This is a genomic window from uncultured Shewanella sp. (genome assembly GCF_947495455.1).
Lineage (GTDB): Bacteria > Pseudomonadota > Gammaproteobacteria > Enterobacterales > Shewanellaceae > Shewanella.
This window is the reverse complement of record NZ_CANLZC010000038.1, coordinates 18,603-37,171: the sequence shown is the minus strand read 5'-3', so window position 1 is coordinate 37,171 and position 18,569 is coordinate 18,603. Positions and strand designations below refer to the sequence as shown.

Below are 18,569 nucleotides of genomic sequence, written 5' to 3'. Positions count from 1 at the left end.
TTGACTGACTGATGTTATTGGCTAATTACTCATTATTTTTTAATGAATTATTGACTTTTTAAAGATGACTTTGCCTTTGGTGTGATTCTGTTTTGCCTGAGTATTTTATTCATATTTATGTTGGTATTTTGTTTAGTTAAAAGCTAAATGTGCGTTTTTGTATGCTCTATAGAGTGAGAGTTGACATGAATAAAAAATCATTTCAGGCCTTATTTATTTAACATAGACATTCGTCTAAATGAGTCAGTTTGTTCGATGATAAAGGGGAGATAGAAAAATGCCGCCTTAGGAATAGGCGGCATTTTAAATGATATTAGATTAGTTACTGAAAGAGATCATCGGTTGAATTATCGATAAAAATGCTGCCTTCATCATTGGATTGTGTGGCATATTCCGTGGGTTCAGTGCCCGCCACAAAATATTCAAACCGACTGGTATAATCCGTTTTATGACTTAGTTTTCCTGTGGCTAAATCAATGCGCACCGAAACAATCCCTGGCGGCGGTGATGAGGGAATTTCGGGGGTGCCAGCTAGGGCATCTTTCATAAATGCATTCCATGCAGGGCCTGCGGTTTTAGCGCCTGATTCGGCTTGGAATATTTGCGTTTTAGGGCCATTATTATTCCAACTGGTGCGGCCGAGCTCTTGGCTGTGATCATCAAATCCCACCCAAACCGTTGTCGCTAAATTGGGGTTAAAGCCACTGAACCAAGTATCACGGGATTCATTGGTTGTTCCTGTTTTACCAGAAATATCATGGCGTTTTACATCACGAGAAGCGCGCCAAGCAGTACCATTCCAGCCTGTGCCTTTGCTCCAATTTCCGCCGCCCCAAATAACACTTTTAAGCGCATCTGAAATTAAAAATGCGGTTTGATGAGAAATAATCTGTGGAGCAAAACGGGCATTGTAGTTGCCACATTGATCGATTGGCCCCGCCGTCTGCTTGACCGTATTGACCGTATTGACCGTATCAATGCTTAAGTTTGAATCCACTAGATCGCCAGTATTGCTTGAAGATGGTGCGTTTTGTGCATCATCGCTACTGGGTGTACAGGCAAGGGTAGGATTAGCTTGCTCTATAATATCACCTGTTGCTGTTTCTATTCGTTCTATATAATAAGGCGTGACTAAGTAGCCACCGTTAGCAAAGGCTGAAAAGGCGGTAACCACTTGCAATGGTGTTACTGATGCAGAGCCTAAGGCTAAAGATTCATTGTGAGGTAAGTCGGCAGGATCAAAACCGAACTTTGTTAACTCTTTTATAGCGGCATTGAGTCCGGTATAACGCATGGTTCGGACTGCCATCACGTTAATGGATTGAGCAAGCCCTAAGCGTAATCGCGTTGGACCGCCATAAACATCCGGTGAGTTTTTAGGACGCCATGCAATACCTTGGCGAATATCCGGTTGATTAATCGGAGCATTATTGATTAATGTGGCTAGAGTATATCCTTTTTCTAACGCGGCAGAGTAGATGAAAGGTTTGATATTGGAACCTAACTGGCGTTTGGCTTGGGTGGCGCGATTATACTGACTCATAAAGAAGCTAAAGCCACCCACTAAGGCCTTAATGGCGCCATCATGCGGGTCAATAGAGACAATAGCACTGGAGACTAGTGGCACCTGAGAGAGTTGCCAAATTTGGCCATTGTTTCGAATCCAAACTTGCTCGCCTATGGTTAATACATCGGTAGCTGTTTTGGGAGCAGGGCCTTGTTTCTTATTAGTGATGAAGCGCCTTGCCCACTTGATCCCGTCCCAAGGCAGTGTAATGCTTTCTCCCTTTGCTGTAAGAACAGTGGCGCTTTTATCATCGACAGCCATGACAGCTGCAGGTTGCAAACCTTGAAAAGCAGTGGTTTTTTTCAATTTTGCGGTGATTTCATCGATACTCGGTGGTGTATCAGTCCATAAAACTTTAGTGCGCCCTCGATACCCATGTCTTTCATCGTAAGCGTATACATTGTTTCTTAATGCTTGTTGTGCATCACGCTGTAACTTGGAGTCGACAGTGGTATAAATATCATAACCACCGGTATAAGCTTCTTCTTCTCCTAACTTAGCGACTAAATAATCCCTCGCCATTTCTGCGACATAAGGAGCATAAAAATCAATCTCAGCACCGTGATAACTGGCCGTTAATGGTTGCTTTATCGCGTTTGTATATTCTTGATCTGTGATGTAACCGACATCATGCATACGCATGAGTACGACGTTACGGCGACTCAGAGCACGGGTGCGAGAAGTGATGGGATTCATTGTTGAAGGTGCTTTGGGCAAACCTGCTATCATTGCCATTTCAGGTAAGGTTAAGTCAGCCACATCTTTACCGTAATAAACCTGAGCTGCCGCACCGACACCGTAAGCCCTTTGGCCCAGATAAATACGATTAACGTACAAGGCTAAAATTTCATCTTTAGTGAGCAGTTGTTCGATATGAATGGAGATAAAAATTTCTTTAATTTTTCGAATGATGGTTTTATCACGGGTTAAAAAGAAATTTCGCGCCACTTGCATTGTGATAGTACTGGCACCTTGTTTCTTTTTACCTGTGGTGATCATCACCAAAGCAGCTCTGAAAAGGCCAATAGGGTCAATGCCTTGGTGTTCGTAGAAACGACTGTCTTCAGTGGCGATAAAAGCTTGTAATAATGGTTTTGGAATATCTTTTAATTCCAGAGGAATACGTCTTTTCTCACCAAACTGAGAAATGAGTTTACCATCGCTGGTGTAAATTCTAAGAGGGGTTTGAAGCTTAACGGTTTTCAGTGTGTTGACATCAGGAAGATCCGGCAGCACATAATAATAGGCTGCGGTTATCGCTAAAATGCCCAATAGAGTTAAGCTAAAAAAAGCAATTGTAAGACGTTTAAACCACTTCACCAAATAATTCCACCAAGGATAAATAGGCCCAGTAGTATATACCTAAGGTAGTTGAAGATGCCAGTTTCGCCACAGTATAGGTTAAGCTGAGGTTAATCTATTTTCTAGAATAGCATTTTAAATAAATGGAATAGCAGGTGAATGTTATTACAAATAACGGGGGAATATAGTGTTTAAAAAACAAATTATTGTGTGACTTTTTATTCTTTTTATGTTGCGTTTTGTTGGTATAAAAAGGATGTAATTTTTCCATATTAGATTTAATTTACCATGGGGGGCGATGTGATTTGAAAATAGCAATTGTAAAGAGAGGCAATTTTTTGTACAAATAGAGTCATTGAAAGGTATTTGTTTTACCGTTTTATTGTTTAAATGCTTCATCGCTTGCTCAGTTGTCTTTCGACCTGATTGCTCCGTTTATGTCGTCCTATGTTAATCAGCCCAAATACTTATTTTGAATAAGAGTGATAGAGACTATGTTATTGCAACAGTGGCTTTCACATAAATGGTTTTCAAAAGTCGTTTGGTCAAAATTTCAGTCTTGGCTTCATTCTGCCCCTTTGATGGTGGGCATTGATATTGGCTCCCATGAAGTCAAAGCCATTTTATTAAGCAAGAAAGAGCAGGACTATCATATTATTCGTCATGCTTCGATTCCTTTGAACAAAGGGGTTGTGGTTGACAGAGAAGTCAAAGATTTAAAGACGCTTGTTGAAGTGTTGAGTTTAATCAAACGAACCTTACCTAAAAGCATCAAGTTTGCGGCTGTGGCGATATCGGGATCTGCGGTGATTAATAAAGTGATTGAAATGGATGCTTCTCTTACCGAAGCTGAAATGGAAGCCCAAATTGAGCTTGAAGCAGAAAGTCTTATTCCTTACCCATTAAATGAGATCAGTATTGATTTTGAATTATTAGATAATGAAGAAATCGAAGAAGGCAATGTCGATGTGCTATTAAGTGCTTGTCGCACTGATACTATCGATAGTCGAGTGGATGCGTTAGATGATGTTAATTTAGAAGTGAAGGTTGTGGACATTGAGGGGTATGCCTTGGGGCGCACCTATGAGTTTATTAAGCACCAGTTGCCTAATGAAGAAGAGCAAAATGTCACCGCTATGATTGATGTGGGTGCCAATATGCTAACGCTTGCGATAGTAGAATCTGGAGAAACTGTTTTTGTTCGAAGCCAAGATACGGGAGGAGAAGCTTACACCCAAGCGATTGTGTCAGCATACGCATTGCCCTTTGATAAGGCCGAAAAAGCAAAAATAGTGGGAGAGCTTCCTGAATCTTATCGGGAGGAAGTGTTAGGGCCTTTTCAAATGCAATTACTGCAAAAAATCAAACATATTTTACAACTTTATTATACGGTGAGTACGAGAGAAGGTATTGACTATATTGTGCTTTGTGGTGGTGGCGCCCGTATTGAAGGTTTGGTTGACAGAATTAAAAGTGATTTGAATATTGAAACATTGATAGCGGATCCTTTTCTGGGGAACTTGGTTGCATCACCTGTGATGAAAAAGCAACTGCACTTACAGATGCCCAAGTACATGTTAGCTTTGGGTTTAGCACTAAGAAGCTATGGAAAGTGGCCGATTTAACGTCACATTTTACTTTGTAGAGATGCCAGCATGGAAGGTTTGTTTGGTTTGGCTGTGATTAAACAGCAGTTGCAATGACAGATGGTTGAATCTATGTACATGTTAGCTTTGGGTTTAGCAATAAGAAGCTATGGAAAGTGGCCGATTTAAGGTCACATTTTACTTTGTAGAGATGCCAGCATGGAAGGTTTGTTTGGTTTGGCTGTGATTAAAAAGTAACTGGAACAACAGATGGCTGAATCTATGTACATGTTAGCTTTGGGTCTAGCGCTCGAAAGTTATGGAAAGTGGCCGATTTAACGTCACATTGTACTTTGTAGAGATGCCAGCATGGAAGGTTTGTTTGGTTTGGCTGTGATTAAAAAGTAACTGGAACAACAGATGGCTGAATCTATGTACATGTTAGCTTTGGGTCTAGCGCTCGAAAGTTATGGAAAGTGGCCGATTTAACGTCACATTGTACTTTGTAGAGATGCCAGCATGGAAGGTTTGTTTGGTTTGGCTGTGATTAAAAAGTAACTGGAACAACAGATGGCTGAATCTATGTACATGTTAGCTTTGGGTTTAGCGCTAAGAAGCTATGGAAAGTGGCCGATTTAACGTCACATTTTACTTTGTAGAGATGCCAGCATGGAAGGTTTGTTTGGTTTGGCTGTGATTAAAAAGTAACTGGAACAACAGATGGTTGAATCTATGTACATGTTAGCTTTGGGTTTAGCGCTAAGAAGCTATGGAAAGTGGCCGATTTAACGTCACATTGTACTTTGTAGAGATGCCAGCATGGAAGGTTTGTTTGGTTTGGCTGTGATTAAACAGCAGTTGCAATGACAGATGGTTGAATCTATGTACATGTTAGCTTTGGGTTTAGCACTAAGAAGCTATGGAAAGTGGCCGATTTGATTTAATGCCCTCATTGTATGGGATGCAGTGTGTTGATTGAGGTTATTGAGTGGATCTTTTTTAAATAACGGAATTGAGTTTAGCTTTGGAGTATAAGCTGATATAGGAAACCTATGGCAAATATTAATTTATTACCTTGGCGTGAAGAAGCGAGGGAGCAGCGAAAAAAAGACTATGTTCGAGTGCTTATATTGGTTTTTTTAGTTTCAGTTCTCATGAGTTACCTGTCTTTATTGGTTGTTAATGGTCTTATTTCTGAGCAAAAAGGACGTAATGATTATTTGTTATTTGAAATACAATTTCTCGATGAACAAATTGGAGAAATTCAATCCATTCGTGAACGAAAGAAAGACATTGAACGACGTACCGATATTATTTTAAATCTGCAGCAAGCAAGGAATTTACCCACACGAGTGTTGGATGAGCTTGTAAAAGTGGTGCCTGCTGGAGTGTATTTGTCCAGTGTTAAAAAAACAGGATCGGCACTATTAATTGAAGGGAGCAGTGAGTCTAATAATCATGTGGCGAATATGATGCGAAAAGTAAAAGCATCTCAATGGCTTCATGATCCTAATATGCAGTTGATCACCGTTCATGATGAAGCATCTAGGCAGCTACAGCGTTTTATTTTACAAGTGTCGGTTGTGAATGCCACCAAACATGTTCAAAAGATGAGTGTCCCTAAGGAGCGTCAATGAGAATTGATTTTGATCAGTTCAAAGATGTCGATTTTGAAAATATGGGAAGTTGGCCTAAGGCCGTGAAAGTTTTTTTTGCGTTACTCTTGGCTTTGGGGGTGTTTATTGGCAGTTATTTTTTGGTGATTTCAAATGCCATTCAACAACTCGATGCCATGCAAAAAAAAGAAGATAAGTTGAAGTTGTCATTTAAAAATAAATATCAATTGGCTGCTAATCTTGAGCATTACCGTGAACAACTGGCATTGATGGAAGTACAATTTGCTGAATTATTGAAGATGCTCCCCTCAGAAAATGAGATGCCTGGCTTGATTGATGATGTCACTTTTGTGGCGACAAATGCTGGGCTTACCATTAAGAGCTTAGAATGGAGGGGCGAATTACAGCAGGACTTTTATATTGAATTTCCCATTAAAATCTCAGTGAGTGGGGATTACCACGAATTGGGGGATTTCGTTAGTGGAGTGGCGAAATTACCACGTATTGTCAGTTTGCATGATTTTACATTGAAAAAAGGAGGCTTCGAAGCCCTTGAAATGGAGGTATTAGCAAAAACTTATCGTTTTAAAGAGGGAGCGAATGTAAAAGATAAGAAGAAGGCCAAAAAATGATGAAAGTAAAATCACTGACGATGTGCGGTGTATGGACCTTGTTTTTTAATAGTGCTTGCAGCGATAAGACAGATCTAGAGCAATTTGTACAGCAGACTAAACAGCAACATACTGCACTCATTGCGCCTTTAAAGGCAACCCCAAAGTTTGAACACTTTGATTACGCTGGCAAAGGAAAGCGAAGCCCTTATGTGCTTCCTGTTCGTAAGCAAACAGAAGAAGCGATAGACATCACAAAAGATTGTTTACAGCCTGAATTGAACAGACAAAAATCGCATCTCGAAACTTATGCCTTAGATAATTTAAAAATGAGAGGCACACTCACGGATCCTCATATTGCCAAACAACCGACTATTTGGGCTTTGATAGAAAGTTATGATGGAAAAGTGCATAGGTTATCCATTGGAGATTACTTAGGGTTATATCATGGACAAATTAAGGTTATTACAAAGAAAAGTATTGAGATTGTAGAACTTATTCCTGATGGTAGTGGCTGTTGGACTCATAGAAGCAGTCATTTGACATTAGTGGATGAAGATAGCCGTTAGTTTGGTGAAAAATAAGATTAAAGAAAAACCACTTTCAGGGAAAGAATCATGATGAAAAATAAAGGTTTCTTTTATGGCTTTATTTTGTTTTTATTTAGCCTTAGTACGTTTGCTGCTGATGTGAATCGTTTGATGGAGGTGAAATATCATAATCAGTTAGTGCACCAATTTGTATTAGAATTGATTTTTAAATCTCCTTTAGTGAATGAGCCTGAAACACGATTACAGGCCGATCCTGCGCGAATTATTTTGCGATTTAACGAGAGTGTTTCCTTATTGGAAAAAAATCAATGGATGATTAATCAAATGGGGGTCAATGCCGTCAGGACTGCTAATAATGGCGAGAGTTTGGATGTCATTATTGATTTGAATAAGCTACAAGCCTTTGAGCCCATGATTGAAGGTAATCGTTTTCGATTGGTTATTAGTGATAATAAAATGGCCATGGCAAGTCAATCTTATTTTATTAATAAAGTAGAGAAAATTGATTTTAAAAGAACCGATACGGGTGGCGGGGAGATTGATGTTTATTTTAGTAATAGCAATATTGCTTTTAACCTTAGTCAGTTAGGTTCGGAACTTGAGTTGCAATTATATAATACTAATATTGACACAGATCTAGTCTATACCTTAGACGTAAAAGATTTTGCGACGCCAGTGAATAATGTTGAGACATTTAAAGAGTCGAAGATGACGCGCTTTAACATTAATGTGGCAGGCAATTACCGCTATCGATCCCAACAAGAAGGTCGACTATTAAAAATTATTGTTGATGAAGCGGTGAATTTAGGGGGGGGGAGTCAGGTAAAAAAATACACTGGGCGAACTTTGTCGTTAAATTTTCAGAATATTGCGGTCAATAAAGTGCTACAAATTATCGCGGACTACAACCAATTTAATTTAGTGACGACCGATACCGTTAAGGGTGATATCACGCTGCATCTAGAGGATGTGCCTTGGGATCAAGCATTAGATTTAATTTTACAGACCAAAGGGTTAGACAAGCGCATCGAAGGCAATATTTTATTAGTGGCCCCCAGTGAAGAAATGGCTTTACGCGAGAGTCAAATGCTTAAAAATAAACAAGATATTATTCAATTATCCACGCTTTATTCTGAATATATTCAAATTAACTATGCTAAAGCCACTGATATTGCCAGTTTATTGAAAGGGGATACGTCCAGTTTATTGTCACCTAGAGGCAGTGTGGCGGTCGATGAAAGAACCAATACGCTATTGCTTAAAGATACTGAGGAAAGCTTAAAAAACATTCATCGTTTAGTTGAAGTGTTAGATATTCCCATTAAGCAAGTATTGATTGAGTCGAGGGTCGTGACAGTCAGAGATAATGTGAGTGAAGATTTGGGGATCCGTTGGGGGATCACTGATGAACAAGACGATGCAGGTACCTCTGGAACGATTGCGGGGGCAGAGCAAATTACCAATGGCGAGGTGCCGCCCATTGCTGAGCGGTTAAATGTGAATTTACCGGCTAACCCTATTGGAGTAAACCCAACCAGTATTGCTTTTCATGTGGCTAAGCTAACGGATGGGACGATTTTAGATCTAGAGCTAACTGCCTTAGAACAAGAAGATAAAGCTGAAATTATTTCCAGTCCTAGGCTTACCACATCTAATCAAAAAGCGGCTTATATAGAGCAAGGTGTTGAAATCCCATACGAAGAAGCCACATCCAGTGGTGCAACGTCAGTGACTTATAAAAAAGCCGTATTATCCTTAAGTGTGACACCACAAATAACCCCAGATAATAAGGTGATTCTAGATTTAGCGATAACCAATGATACGCCAAGTTTTGATACTGAAGGAGGGCTCACAATAGACACTCAACGTATTGGTACTCAGGTGTTGGTGGATCATGGTGAGACAATTGTATTGGGGGGCATTTATCAAAAAAGCATGATTAATAGTTCCAGTCGAGTGCCGATCTTAGGGGATATCCCTTATTTAGGGTTTCTTTTTAGAAATAGTTCAAAAAGCAATGAAAGACGGGAATTACTGATTTTTGTGACACCCAAAATTATTTCACAGTAATTGTGTAGTGACAGCTTTTATTCTATTGAAAGACTTTTGTGGTTGGCTATAATTTGACCTGTTGACTTTTATCGCTTTGGAGGGGAGATCTTAGTGTTTATTGCACTTAAGGCTGATATTTTTCTTAAAGTGCCATTCTTTACAATTTATGCTGGTTTGAGAGACACTCTTGTTGCATAAATTTACTCTATATAACATATTGATTTTAATGTGATAGGTGATAAATAGGTGAACATTTTCAAGAGAATTTAATTTCACTACTTGCCATTCAGGCTATTTAACTGAGATAATCAGTGGTCAAGTCTCAAGCGAGCAAGGTAACATTTAAGGTCGATTTTATTTTTCAAATCGATGTAGGCAAACTTCATATAAGATTCAGACGTATAAGAAATGGCCGAAAAACGTAATATTTTTCTAGTAGGACCTATGGGCGCAGGTAAAAGCACCATTGGTCGACATCTAGCGCAGATGCTGCACTTAGAGTTCCACGATTCAGATCAAGAGATTGAAAACCGCACAGGTGCGGATATAGCGTGGGTTTTTGATGTCGAAGGCGAAGAAGGTTTTCGTGTTCGTGAAACACAAGTCGTCGCTGACTTAACTGAAAAGCAAGGAATTGTATTAGCGACCGGAGGCGGCTCAATCCAAAGCAAGGAGATCAGAAACAATCTGTCTGCTCGCGGGATAGTCGTATACTTGGAAACGACAATTGATAAGCAAGTTGCGCGTACTCAGCGTGATAAGCGTCGTCCCTTGTTACAAGTAGAAGATCCAAGAGAAGTTTTAGAAAATTTAGCTGCGATCCGTAATCCACTTTACGAAGAAATTGCTGATGTTATCGTGAAAACCGATGAACAGAGTGCAAAGGTTGTCGCAAATCAAATTATTGATCAGCTAGGTTTTTAAATCATGACAAAACAAATTCAGGTTGAGCTAGGTAAGCGTAGTTATTCGATAGTGATTGACCGGAATTTGATGAGTAATGGTGAGTGTATTGCTCACCACCTCGAAAACAAAAAAGTCTTGATTGTGACTAATTCGACAATCGCGCCATTGTACCTTGAGAAAGTGCAAGCTTTGTTAGCCCATTCTTCGCTTGTTGAACCGGTTATTTTGCCGGATGGTGAGCAATATAAGACATTGGCTCAAATGGACGCGATTTTTACTTCCCTTTTACAACAAAATTTAGGCCGAGATACGGTTTTGATTGCGTTAGGCGGGGGAGTGATTGGTGACATGACAGGATTTGCTGCGGCTTGTTATCAGCGTGGTGTCGATTTTATCCAAATTCCAACAAGCTTGTTAGCACAAGTTGATTCTTCCGTTGGTGGTAAAACGGCTGTTAATCATGTTTTAGGTAAGAACATGATTGGTGCTTTTTATCAACCTAAACTCGTGCTCATTGATACTGATTGTCTTACAACATTACCCGCTAAAGAATTTGCAGCAGGAATGGCAGAAGTGATTAAGTACGGGATTATTTGGGATCACGATTTTTTTGTGTGGCTTGAGCATCATGTAAAAGAGTTAAAAGCTCTTGATAATGAGGCGCTAAAATATGCCATCGGTCGTTGTTGTGAAATTAAGGCTGAGGTGGTTGCACTGGATGAAACTGAGCAAGCTGTGCGGGCTCTGTTAAATTTAGGGCATACATTTGGTCATGCGATTGAAGCTGAGATGGGGTATGGCGTTTGGCTACACGGTGAAGCTGTTGCCGCTGGCACCCTATTAGCGGCAAAAACGGCAATGAAAATGGGGTTCATTCAGGAAAATGATCTTGAAAGAATACGTGCCTTATTTATTGCTTTTGATTTACCCGTTGAAGCACCTCATTCGATGACGTTTTCACATTTTATTAAGCATATGCAGCGTGATAAAAAAGTGAAACAAGGTAGAATTAGGTTAGTATTACCTACTGCTATTGGCCAAGCCGGTATTTATAGTGACGTCAGTGAAGCCATATTAAGAGAGGTCATTGGCGGCGCATAACTTGAAAATGGATGACAAGTGACACCATCAGAGTCGATATTATTACCTAGCCAAGAAGCCTTGTTATTGCGGCTGCAGCATATTAGTTTATATGGTGATCAGTTAATCCTGTTAATGGGTGAGCAAGGCTCAGGCAAAACGACCATGATCACGGCCTTGCTTGATACATTAGAAGATCACAGTCTGGCTTTGATCACTTGCCCTCAGTATTGCGATAGCCATGAAATTCGTCGAAAGATCCTCATTCAATTACTTAACGATCCCATCTTTGATGATGAGTTAGCCTTGCCTGATAGCTTGCTACAAGCTGCCCAGTCATTGCCTAAAGCACTTTGTATTGTCATTGATGATGCTGATTATTTACCTCATGAGATATGGAATGAGTGTTTAGCTTTAATACAATTGTCATTACCTAACACTGACATACGTGTGGTTTGTACTGCTAATAATGCATTGCTCTCTTCTTTAAGTACCCAAGTTTCAGCCATACAAACTCAATCCCTATTGCCGATGAGTATTTCTCCTTTACCTTTAGTTGAAAGACAGTCTTTATATAACACTTTATTGTCATTGAATGGACAAGGAGCCTGTATTGATATTGATAGCATTTTTGAAAAGTTATCAGCACAATCTGGTACGCCCGCGGAAGTGTTGGCATTATTTGAGTTGTCGAAACAGAATGAAGAAGAGCTTGTTTCCAGTGATCCAAAGGCGAGTGCCAAAGTCATGCCTAAATGGATGAGTCTGACTTTAGTGACAGCCGTTGTTTTTGTGGTGTCTGTCACAGCAATGGGATTATGGATGCTAAAATTGCCTATTGATGGTCAAGATAATAGCGCTCTTTTAACTCCAAAACCGCTAGATCCAGTGCCGAATTTGCAATCTATCACCACAGTTAACTCTCAAAAAGAGTGGGATTTCAAAGCGGATAAAGCATGGAGCGTGGATCATGATGAGGGAATGGCTTCTGTGCCTTTGAAAGTAGAAAAGAGACCTGTTGAAAGAGCGATGAAGAGTGATGAGCCCATTCAAGCTGAAATATTGACCAATAGCGGCAATGAGCAGGAGTTAAAGGAGGGGAAAAAAGCAGCAGTTGAAAGCGGTGCTGAACAACCGCTGATTGTTTGGCCAACTTTATTGAGTATTCGACCCACACAAGGTTATACATTGCAGCTGGCGAATGTAACTAAGATAGAAACACTTTATCGTTTATTAACAAGGGTTAAGGATGTAAAAGATCTGAGTATTGCCAGATATAATAAGGGGTGGCTTGTTTTGGCGGGTCAGTTTGACGAAAAAGAATTTGCAAATAAGAGTTCATTATATCTAATTGAAAAATATAACATTAATAAACCTTGGGTGCGTCGTTGGGCTGATTTAAGAGCATATGAATTACAAGTCAGTGTTCCAAGCCGTGAAATTCAGTAATAAACAGAGTACAATCATGTGCTTCTTTTTTTATGGTATTCAGTCAATTTAAATGAGCAAAAAACAAAGAGCCTTTCTAAAGTGGGCTGGTGGAAAATTTAAACTGATTGAAGCCTTATCGCAATATCTTCCAAAAGGTAATAGATTGGTTGAGCCTTTTGTTGGGGCGGGATCAGTGTTTCTTAATACTGATTTTGATAGCTATTTATTATGCGATATTAATCAAGATTTGATAAATCTGTATAAAATCGTACAGCATGATCCTGAATCCTACATCAATGCAGCAAAAGCCTTGTTTGTGGATGAGATGAATAATGAGACGGCCTATTATCAAATTCGTGAACGATTTAATCAAAGCCGTGATCCCTTTGAGCGTTCAGTCTATTTTTTATATATGAATCGTTTTGGCTTTAATGGATTATGTCGATACAACCGAAAGGGTGGGTTTAATGTGCCTTTTGGCTCTTATAAGAAGCCTTACTTCCCTGAGCAAGAGATCCGTGCATTTTCAGTTAAATCACAAAAAGCAGAATTTAGATGCGTGGGTTACGAGGAAGCCATGAATATGACCCGCAAGGGGGATGTGGTGTATTGCGATCCGCCTTATGCTCCTTTGTCTACAACAGCCAGTTTTACGACCTATGTTGGCGCAGGGTTTAGTCTAGATGATCAAGCCATCTTGGCAAAAATTTCTCGGCATACGGCTATTGATCGTGGCATTTCAGTGCTCATCAGTAATCATGATATTCCATTGACCCGTGAGCTATATCATGGTGCGCTGTTAGCTAAAGTGCAAGTGCAACGCAATATTAGCCAAAAAGGGAGCGCTCGTAAAAAAGTGGATGAATTATTTGCTTTATACGATGATGCTTACCATGCAGAATCTGCTAAGTTGACCACCATTGCATTGAAGAAAGGTGGAGCGGTATCGACAATAAAGAGAAAGAAATCTGTGGGGTGATAATTGCTATCATGCTAAGAAAAAACCTTGCATAAGCAAGGTTTTTTGCCTTAAAATTCAGTGGAAATTTAACCTAATACTTGGGTAACAATAAAGAGCAAGCTACCCACAAAGATGATCGCAATGAAAACCCCCATAATGATAAAAGGAACGATGGATTTAGTTTGAAAATCACGGACGCGATTTTGCTCGGATTGCACACCGAAAAAAGCGGCAAGTGTGCTGATCAGTAGTTGCCAGATATTTTTTAGCATAATTTAAGGCTCTGATGGCTATTGATTAAAGTCACTTGGCTCAAAGGAATACGGTTATTACCGTGCAGCAATTCCAAAAAGTCGATAAAATGTAGCTGGTTTGTCAGACTATTACCGATCAGCCAGTTCATCCAAGTGATTGTTTGAGCTTGGGTCTCACAATGTTGACTCGGTCGATGGCTCGGTAAATATTGCTTGTCTATGTTTGTTTGGGGTGCACAATAACGACTGGGTGACTGAACGGTTATGGTACTGCTTGAGTGCAGTAAACATAGCGTTAAACCTAAAGCGCAACTCACGAAAAAAATCATCATTTTCATGTGTAAAAACCCTATAAGCTTCCTTAACATGGTATTTCCTTGATTGCCTTCCTTTGCGAGTTTGTGATTATAACAAAACGAAAACCAATTAAAACATAATTGTAACAAAAAAAGTGTTTTAAAAAGTAGTGTCTTTATGGGGTTAAGGGGTAAAATAGCCTACTTATTACACATGAACATGAGTTTGACTATGCGCCCATTTTTAATTGCTCCTTCTATTCTTTCTGCCGATTTTGCTCGTTTAGGCAGTGATGTTGATGCTGTTTTAACGGCGGGAGCCGACGTGGTTCATTTTGATGTGATGGATAATCATTATGTGCCAAATTTAACCGTGGGCCCTATGATTTGCCAAGCGTTAAGGGATTATGGGATCACGGCTGATATTGATGTCCATTTGATGGTAAAACCCGTTGATCGCATTATTCCTGATTTTGCTAAAGCCGGCGCGTCTATCATTACCTTTCATCCTGAAGCGTCTGAGCATATTGATCGTAGCTTACAATTAATTAAAGAGTCTGGCTGTAAAGCGGGATTGGTTTTTAATCCTGCAACGCCTTTGCATTATTTAGATCATGTGATGGATAAAGTCGATGTGATTTTATTAATGTCGGTTAATCCTGGTTTTGGCGGACAATCTTTCATTCCTTCGACTTTGGATAAATTACGTCAAGTGAGACAGCGCATTGATGCCAGCGGTTATGACATTCGTCTTGAGGTTGATGGTGGAGTCAAAGTGGATAATATCGCTGAAATTGCACGTGCTGGAGCCGATATGTTTGTTGCGGGCTCAGCCATTTTTAATCAACCCGATTATAAAGCTGTGATTGATGCTATGCGTCATGAGTTAGCGGCGCTCGAGGGTTGATCGATAATGTTAAAGGATGGCAGTGTTAAAGCTGTGGCATTTGACTTAGATGGTACTTTGGTAGACAGTGCACTGGATTTGACGGTTGCTGTACAAGACAGCTTAGTTGAATTAGGCTTACCGCTTTGTTCTGAGGCGCAGGTACGCTCATGGATAGGTAACGGCGCTGAAGTGTTAATGCAAAGGGCTTTAATCTTTGCAGCAGATGAGGCCTATAGTCAGAAGCAATTGAATGCTGTTATGCCCAGATTTAAGTGGCACTATCAGCAAAACTTGCAGAAACATAGCCGACTCTATGATGGGGTAGAAAGTGTTTTAGGGCAGTTGCATGAGGCGAATATTCCTTTAGCCATAGTGACCAATAAACCTTATGGCTTTACTGTGCCTTTATTGAATGGCTTTGGTTTAAGCGATTATTTTTCTGTGGTGTTAGGTGGCGATTCGCTTTCTGCGATGAAACCCGATCCGCTTCCTTTACAGCATTTACTGCAATTATGGGATTTGGAAGGTGATGAACTCATGATGGTCGGTGATTCTAGAAATGATATTTTATCGGCAAAAGCGGCTGGAGTGAGATCAATCGGCTTGACCTATGGATACAATTACGGTGAAGATATTGGTTTGAGCAAACCTGATGCGGTTTGCCATCAAATTCGTGATATTATACCGCTAATACTGTAATTATATAATTTTAAATTTACGCATTGGGTATTTAAATTATTGACTTGATGCACTTATGGAGTAATGAAAATAATGACCACGTCACAGCCTAAACCTATCGTTCTGAGTGGAGCACAACCCTCAGGGGAGTTAACCTTAGGTAACTATATGGGCGCATTACGTCAGTGGGTGGCGATGCAGGATAGCCATGATTGTTTGTATTGTGTGGTTGATTTACATGCTATTACAGTGCGTCAAGATCCTAAATTGTTGCGTGAAGCTTGCCTTGATACCTTAGCCTTATATTTAGCTTGTGGTGTCGATCCTAAAAAGAGCACTGTCTTTATTCAGTCTCAAGTGCCGCAACATACTCAGCTGGGTTGGGCACTCAATTGTTATGCTCAGATGGGTGAGCTCAATAGGATGACGCAGTTTAAAGATAAATCACAAAAGCATGCTAGTAATATTAACGTGGGGTTATTTGGTTACCCTGTGTTGATGGCTGCGGATATTTTACTGTACCAAGCGAACCAAGTACCTGTTGGACAAGATCAAAAACAGCATCTTGAATTAACCCGTGATATTGCGACACGCTTTAACAATGCCTACGGGGATACTTTTACTGTCCCTGAGCCTTTTATTCCTGAATTAGGCGCAAAAGTCATGTCATTGCAAGAGCCATTAAAGAAGATGTCTAAATCTGATGATAATCGTAATAATGTGATTGGCTTGCTTGAAGATCCTAAGAAGATCATGAAAAAAATCAAAAAAGCCATGACGGACAGTGAAGAGCCGCCAGTGGTACGTTTTGATGTTGAAAACAAACCTGGTGTGTCTAATTTATTGAGCTTAATGTCGGGTGTGACAGGTCAAAGTATTGCCTCTTTGGAAAACGAATTTGAAGGTAAGATGTATGGCCATTTAAAAGTTGCAGCAGGTGAAGCGGTCGTCAGCATGATTGAGCCATTGCAGGCCCGCTATAATGAGTTTAGAGCGGATCAAACCTTGTTGAATCAAATTATGCATGAAGGTGCTGAAAAGGCGCAGGCGCGTGCAGAAGTGACCCTTAAAAAGGTTTATGAAAAAATTGGTTTGTTAGTGTAAGCTCTTCAAATTGTATTGAAATAAAAAAACCTGCATATGCAGGTTTTTTTATTTTACGAATCAACATAATCAAAGACTTTTATGACCTTACGTACGCCTGACGTATTGCGGGCAACTTCAACGGCAAGGTCGGCTTGTTCTTTTGCAACATAGCCAACTAAAAAGACTTCTCCGTTTTCCGTAATGACTTTGATATTGGTCATATCTAAGTTTTGTTCGCTCAGCATACGACCTTTTACTTTAGTGGTGATCCAAGTGTCATTGCTGCGTGTCGTAAAAGACGTAGGATTACCGATACGAATTTGGTTGTGAATTTTCCCCCCTAAGCCTAAGTCTTTAACAATATTAATGGCTTTATTCCTGAGCATTGAATTGGGAGCTTGACCAATTAACAGTACGTTGTTATTCATAACAACGGCTGAAATATTGGTCTGATTTTTTAAGTCTGGCTGGGAAGACAGTGCACTGGCAATGTTAAAGCTGGCATTGGTATCATCTAGCTGTGTACTGACTGGGCGCTCGTCATTGGCCACCATGGCGCCGCTAACGGCGCCCACAACCAGTGCGCCAGCGCAGCCTTGTAGCAATAAAAGAGGAAAAATGAATGTGAGCAAGGTTCTCACTGTTGTTCATCCTGTGGAAAAAGGGTTCTGTCGATATTGTCACACAGACAATGAATAGCCAAAAGGTGGACTTCTTGTATGCGCGCAGTGACATTAGAAGGCACACGAATTTCCACATCATTGACACTGAGTAATCCAGCCATTGGGCCACCGTCTTTCCCTGTGAGTGCCACAATGGTCATATCGCGGCTTAATGCGGCCTCGATGGCCTTAATCACGTTTCCTGAATGTCCACTGGTTGAGATGGCTAATAGAATGTCTCCAGGCTGACCTAAGGCTAAAATTTGCTTTGAAAAAACTTCATCATAGCTGTAATCATTAGCGATGGCGGTTAATGTTGAGCTATCGGTTGTTAGGGCAATGGCAGGAAGTGGAGGACGTTCAACTTCATATCGATTCAATAACTCAGCTGAAAAATGTTGTGCATCACCGGCACTGCCACCATTACCACAAGCTAAAATCTTATTACCACCGAGTAAACAATTGACCATCATTTCTGCGGCTTTAGCGATGGATTCAGGTAAGGCTTCTGACGCATCAATTTTGGTTTGAATGGATTCGGTAAAACTATGTTTAATACGGTCTAACATTGATAAATCCTTAACGATTGTTTGCTCTATTGCTTAGTCACTTGACTGGAATGCTTGATTGCATAAACCATGGTTGGCCATAGGCGGCGATAAAATTAAAATGCATCGCGGATCCATTCAATATTATTTGGATCAATAGCGATAAAATCAAATCGACAAACTGCATCTATTTGTTTTAATTGTAAGTAATGGCTCGCAGCACGTTTTATGCGATTTTGTTGCCTTAGACTTAAGGCATTAATTGCACCACCAAATTGTACATTTGAGCGGTATTTTACTTCAACAAATACCCAAACAGTACCTTCTTTCATGATTATGTCTATTTCACCAAAGACGAAACGGACATTTTTGGCGATGAAACGTAAACCTTTTTGTTTCAAATAGCTAATGGCCGCTTGTTCACTTTCTTGTCCTTGGTGACCTTTGAGCACGCTAACGTCCTGAAGTGACTTCCAATGAGCTTGAGTATATA

The 18,569-nt window shown here is 40.1% G+C and carries 17 protein-coding genes and 1 pseudogene; 12 read left to right on the top strand and 6 right to left on the bottom strand.

Translation table 11 applies throughout. The features are described from left to right. Nucleotides 1-322: 322 nt before the first annotated feature. Entirely contained in the window at nucleotides 323-2,887 is a 2,565-nt protein-coding gene (locus Q0791_RS11685) for a penicillin-binding protein 1A (RefSeq protein ID WP_299006345.1), read from the bottom strand. A 563-nt stretch (nucleotides 2,888-3,450) separates the two neighbouring features. Between Q0791_RS11685 and pilM the strand changes: the two genes are divergently transcribed. From pilM to Q0791_RS11640, 9 genes and pseudogenes are all read left to right on the top strand, one after another. Further along, nucleotides 3,451-4,494, top strand: coding sequence for a type IV pilus assembly protein PilM (gene pilM, locus Q0791_RS11680; RefSeq protein WP_299006365.1), 1,044 nt, complete (start codon nucleotides 3,451-3,453; stop codon nucleotides 4,492-4,494). A 1,013-nt stretch (nucleotides 4,495-5,507) separates the two neighbouring features. After that, the gene (locus Q0791_RS11675) at nucleotides 5,508-6,092 is read left to right on the top strand and encodes a PilN domain-containing protein (RefSeq protein WP_299006343.1); all 585 of its coding nucleotides are present in this window, start codon (nucleotides 5,508-5,510) and stop codon (nucleotides 6,090-6,092) included. Then, the gene (locus tag Q0791_RS11670; RefSeq protein ID WP_299006340.1) at nucleotides 6,089-6,703 is read left to right on the top strand and encodes a type 4a pilus biogenesis protein PilO; all 615 of its coding nucleotides are present in this window, start codon (nucleotides 6,089-6,091) and stop codon (nucleotides 6,701-6,703) included. The genes Q0791_RS11675 and Q0791_RS11670 overlap by 4 nt, the downstream gene beginning before the upstream one ends. A 20-nt stretch (nucleotides 6,704-6,723) precedes the next feature. After that, complete coding sequence (locus Q0791_RS11665; RefSeq protein ID WP_299006363.1) at nucleotides 6,724-7,251, top strand: pilus assembly protein PilP; 528 nt, start codon at nucleotides 6,724-6,726, stop codon at nucleotides 7,249-7,251. A 48-nt stretch (nucleotides 7,252-7,299) separates the two neighbouring features. Continuing rightward, nucleotides 7,300-9,303, top strand: a complete 2,004-nt coding sequence (locus tag Q0791_RS11660) for a type IV pilus secretin PilQ (RefSeq protein ID WP_299006339.1) — start codon at nucleotides 7,300-7,302, stop codon at nucleotides 9,301-9,303. 390 nt (nucleotides 9,304-9,693) lie between these two features. After that, the gene (aroK, locus tag Q0791_RS11655) at nucleotides 9,694-10,209 is read left to right on the top strand and encodes a shikimate kinase AroK (protein WP_299006335.1); all 516 of its coding nucleotides are present in this window, start codon (nucleotides 9,694-9,696) and stop codon (nucleotides 10,207-10,209) included. A gap of 3 nt (nucleotides 10,210-10,212) precedes the next feature. After that, nucleotides 10,213-11,292: a 3-dehydroquinate synthase gene (gene aroB, locus Q0791_RS11650; RefSeq protein WP_299006332.1), complete on the top strand. Its 1,080-nt coding sequence runs from the start codon at nucleotides 10,213-10,215 to the stop codon at nucleotides 11,290-11,292. 18 nt (nucleotides 11,293-11,310) lie between these two features. Beyond that, nucleotides 11,311-12,720, top strand: coding sequence for an ATP-binding protein (locus tag Q0791_RS11645; protein ID WP_299006328.1), 1,410 nt, complete (start codon nucleotides 11,311-11,313; stop codon nucleotides 12,718-12,720). A 52-nt stretch (nucleotides 12,721-12,772) separates the two neighbouring features. After that, nucleotides 12,773-13,594, top strand: a pseudogene (locus Q0791_RS11640) (Dam family site-specific DNA-(adenine-N6)-methyltransferase); the annotation flags it as partial. Nucleotides 13,595-13,749: 155 nt separating this feature from the next. On the opposite strand, the gene Q0791_RS11635 reads toward Q0791_RS11640, so the two are convergent. Both Q0791_RS11635 and Q0791_RS11630 read right to left on the bottom strand, forming a co-directional pair. Continuing rightward, nucleotides 13,750-13,935, bottom strand: coding sequence for a DUF2970 domain-containing protein (locus Q0791_RS11635; RefSeq protein WP_299006326.1), 186 nt, complete (start codon nucleotides 13,933-13,935; stop codon nucleotides 13,750-13,752). Next, nucleotides 13,929-14,285 carry a hypothetical protein gene (locus Q0791_RS11630; protein WP_299006323.1) on the bottom strand — a complete coding sequence of 119 codons (357 nt, stop codon included), beginning with the start codon at nucleotides 14,283-14,285 and terminating at the stop codon, nucleotides 13,929-13,931. The genes Q0791_RS11635 and Q0791_RS11630 overlap by 7 nt, the downstream gene beginning before the upstream one ends. 160 nt (nucleotides 14,286-14,445) lie before the next feature. Between Q0791_RS11630 and rpe the strand changes: the two genes are divergently transcribed. The 3 genes from rpe to trpS all read left to right on the top strand — a co-directional run bounded on the left by rpe (nucleotide 14,446) and on the right by trpS (nucleotide 16,884). Continuing rightward, the gene (gene rpe, locus Q0791_RS11625; protein WP_299006321.1) at nucleotides 14,446-15,120 is read left to right on the top strand and encodes a ribulose-phosphate 3-epimerase; all 675 of its coding nucleotides are present in this window, start codon (nucleotides 14,446-14,448) and stop codon (nucleotides 15,118-15,120) included. A gap of 6 nt (nucleotides 15,121-15,126) precedes the next feature. After that, entirely contained in the window at nucleotides 15,127-15,801 is a 675-nt protein-coding gene (locus Q0791_RS11620; protein ID WP_299006319.1) for a phosphoglycolate phosphatase, read from the top strand. A gap of 72 nt (nucleotides 15,802-15,873) precedes the next feature. Beyond that, the gene (trpS, locus tag Q0791_RS11615) at nucleotides 15,874-16,884 is read left to right on the top strand and encodes a tryptophan--tRNA ligase (RefSeq protein ID WP_299006317.1); all 1,011 of its coding nucleotides are present in this window, start codon (nucleotides 15,874-15,876) and stop codon (nucleotides 16,882-16,884) included. 53 nt (nucleotides 16,885-16,937) lie between these two features. Here trpS and dolP read toward each other — a convergent pair whose 3' ends face one another. The 3 genes from dolP to Q0791_RS11600 all read right to left on the bottom strand — a co-directional run bounded on the left by dolP (nucleotide 16,938) and on the right by Q0791_RS11600 (nucleotide 18,528). After that, nucleotides 16,938-17,507: a division/outer membrane stress-associated lipid-binding lipoprotein gene (gene dolP, locus Q0791_RS11610; RefSeq protein ID WP_299006315.1), complete on the bottom strand. Its 570-nt coding sequence runs from the start codon at nucleotides 17,505-17,507 to the stop codon at nucleotides 16,938-16,940. Continuing rightward, nucleotides 17,504-18,097 carry a phosphoheptose isomerase gene (locus Q0791_RS11605; RefSeq protein WP_298775560.1) on the bottom strand — a complete coding sequence of 198 codons (594 nt, stop codon included), beginning with the start codon at nucleotides 18,095-18,097 and terminating at the stop codon, nucleotides 17,504-17,506. Before Q0791_RS11605 ends, dolP begins: the two co-directional genes overlap by 4 nt. A gap of 95 nt (nucleotides 18,098-18,192) precedes the next feature. After that, a complete protein-coding gene (locus Q0791_RS11600) occupies nucleotides 18,193-18,528 on the bottom strand; it encodes a YraN family protein (protein ID WP_299006313.1) in 336 nt (111 codons plus the stop codon). Nucleotides 18,529-18,569 lie beyond the last annotated feature (41 nt).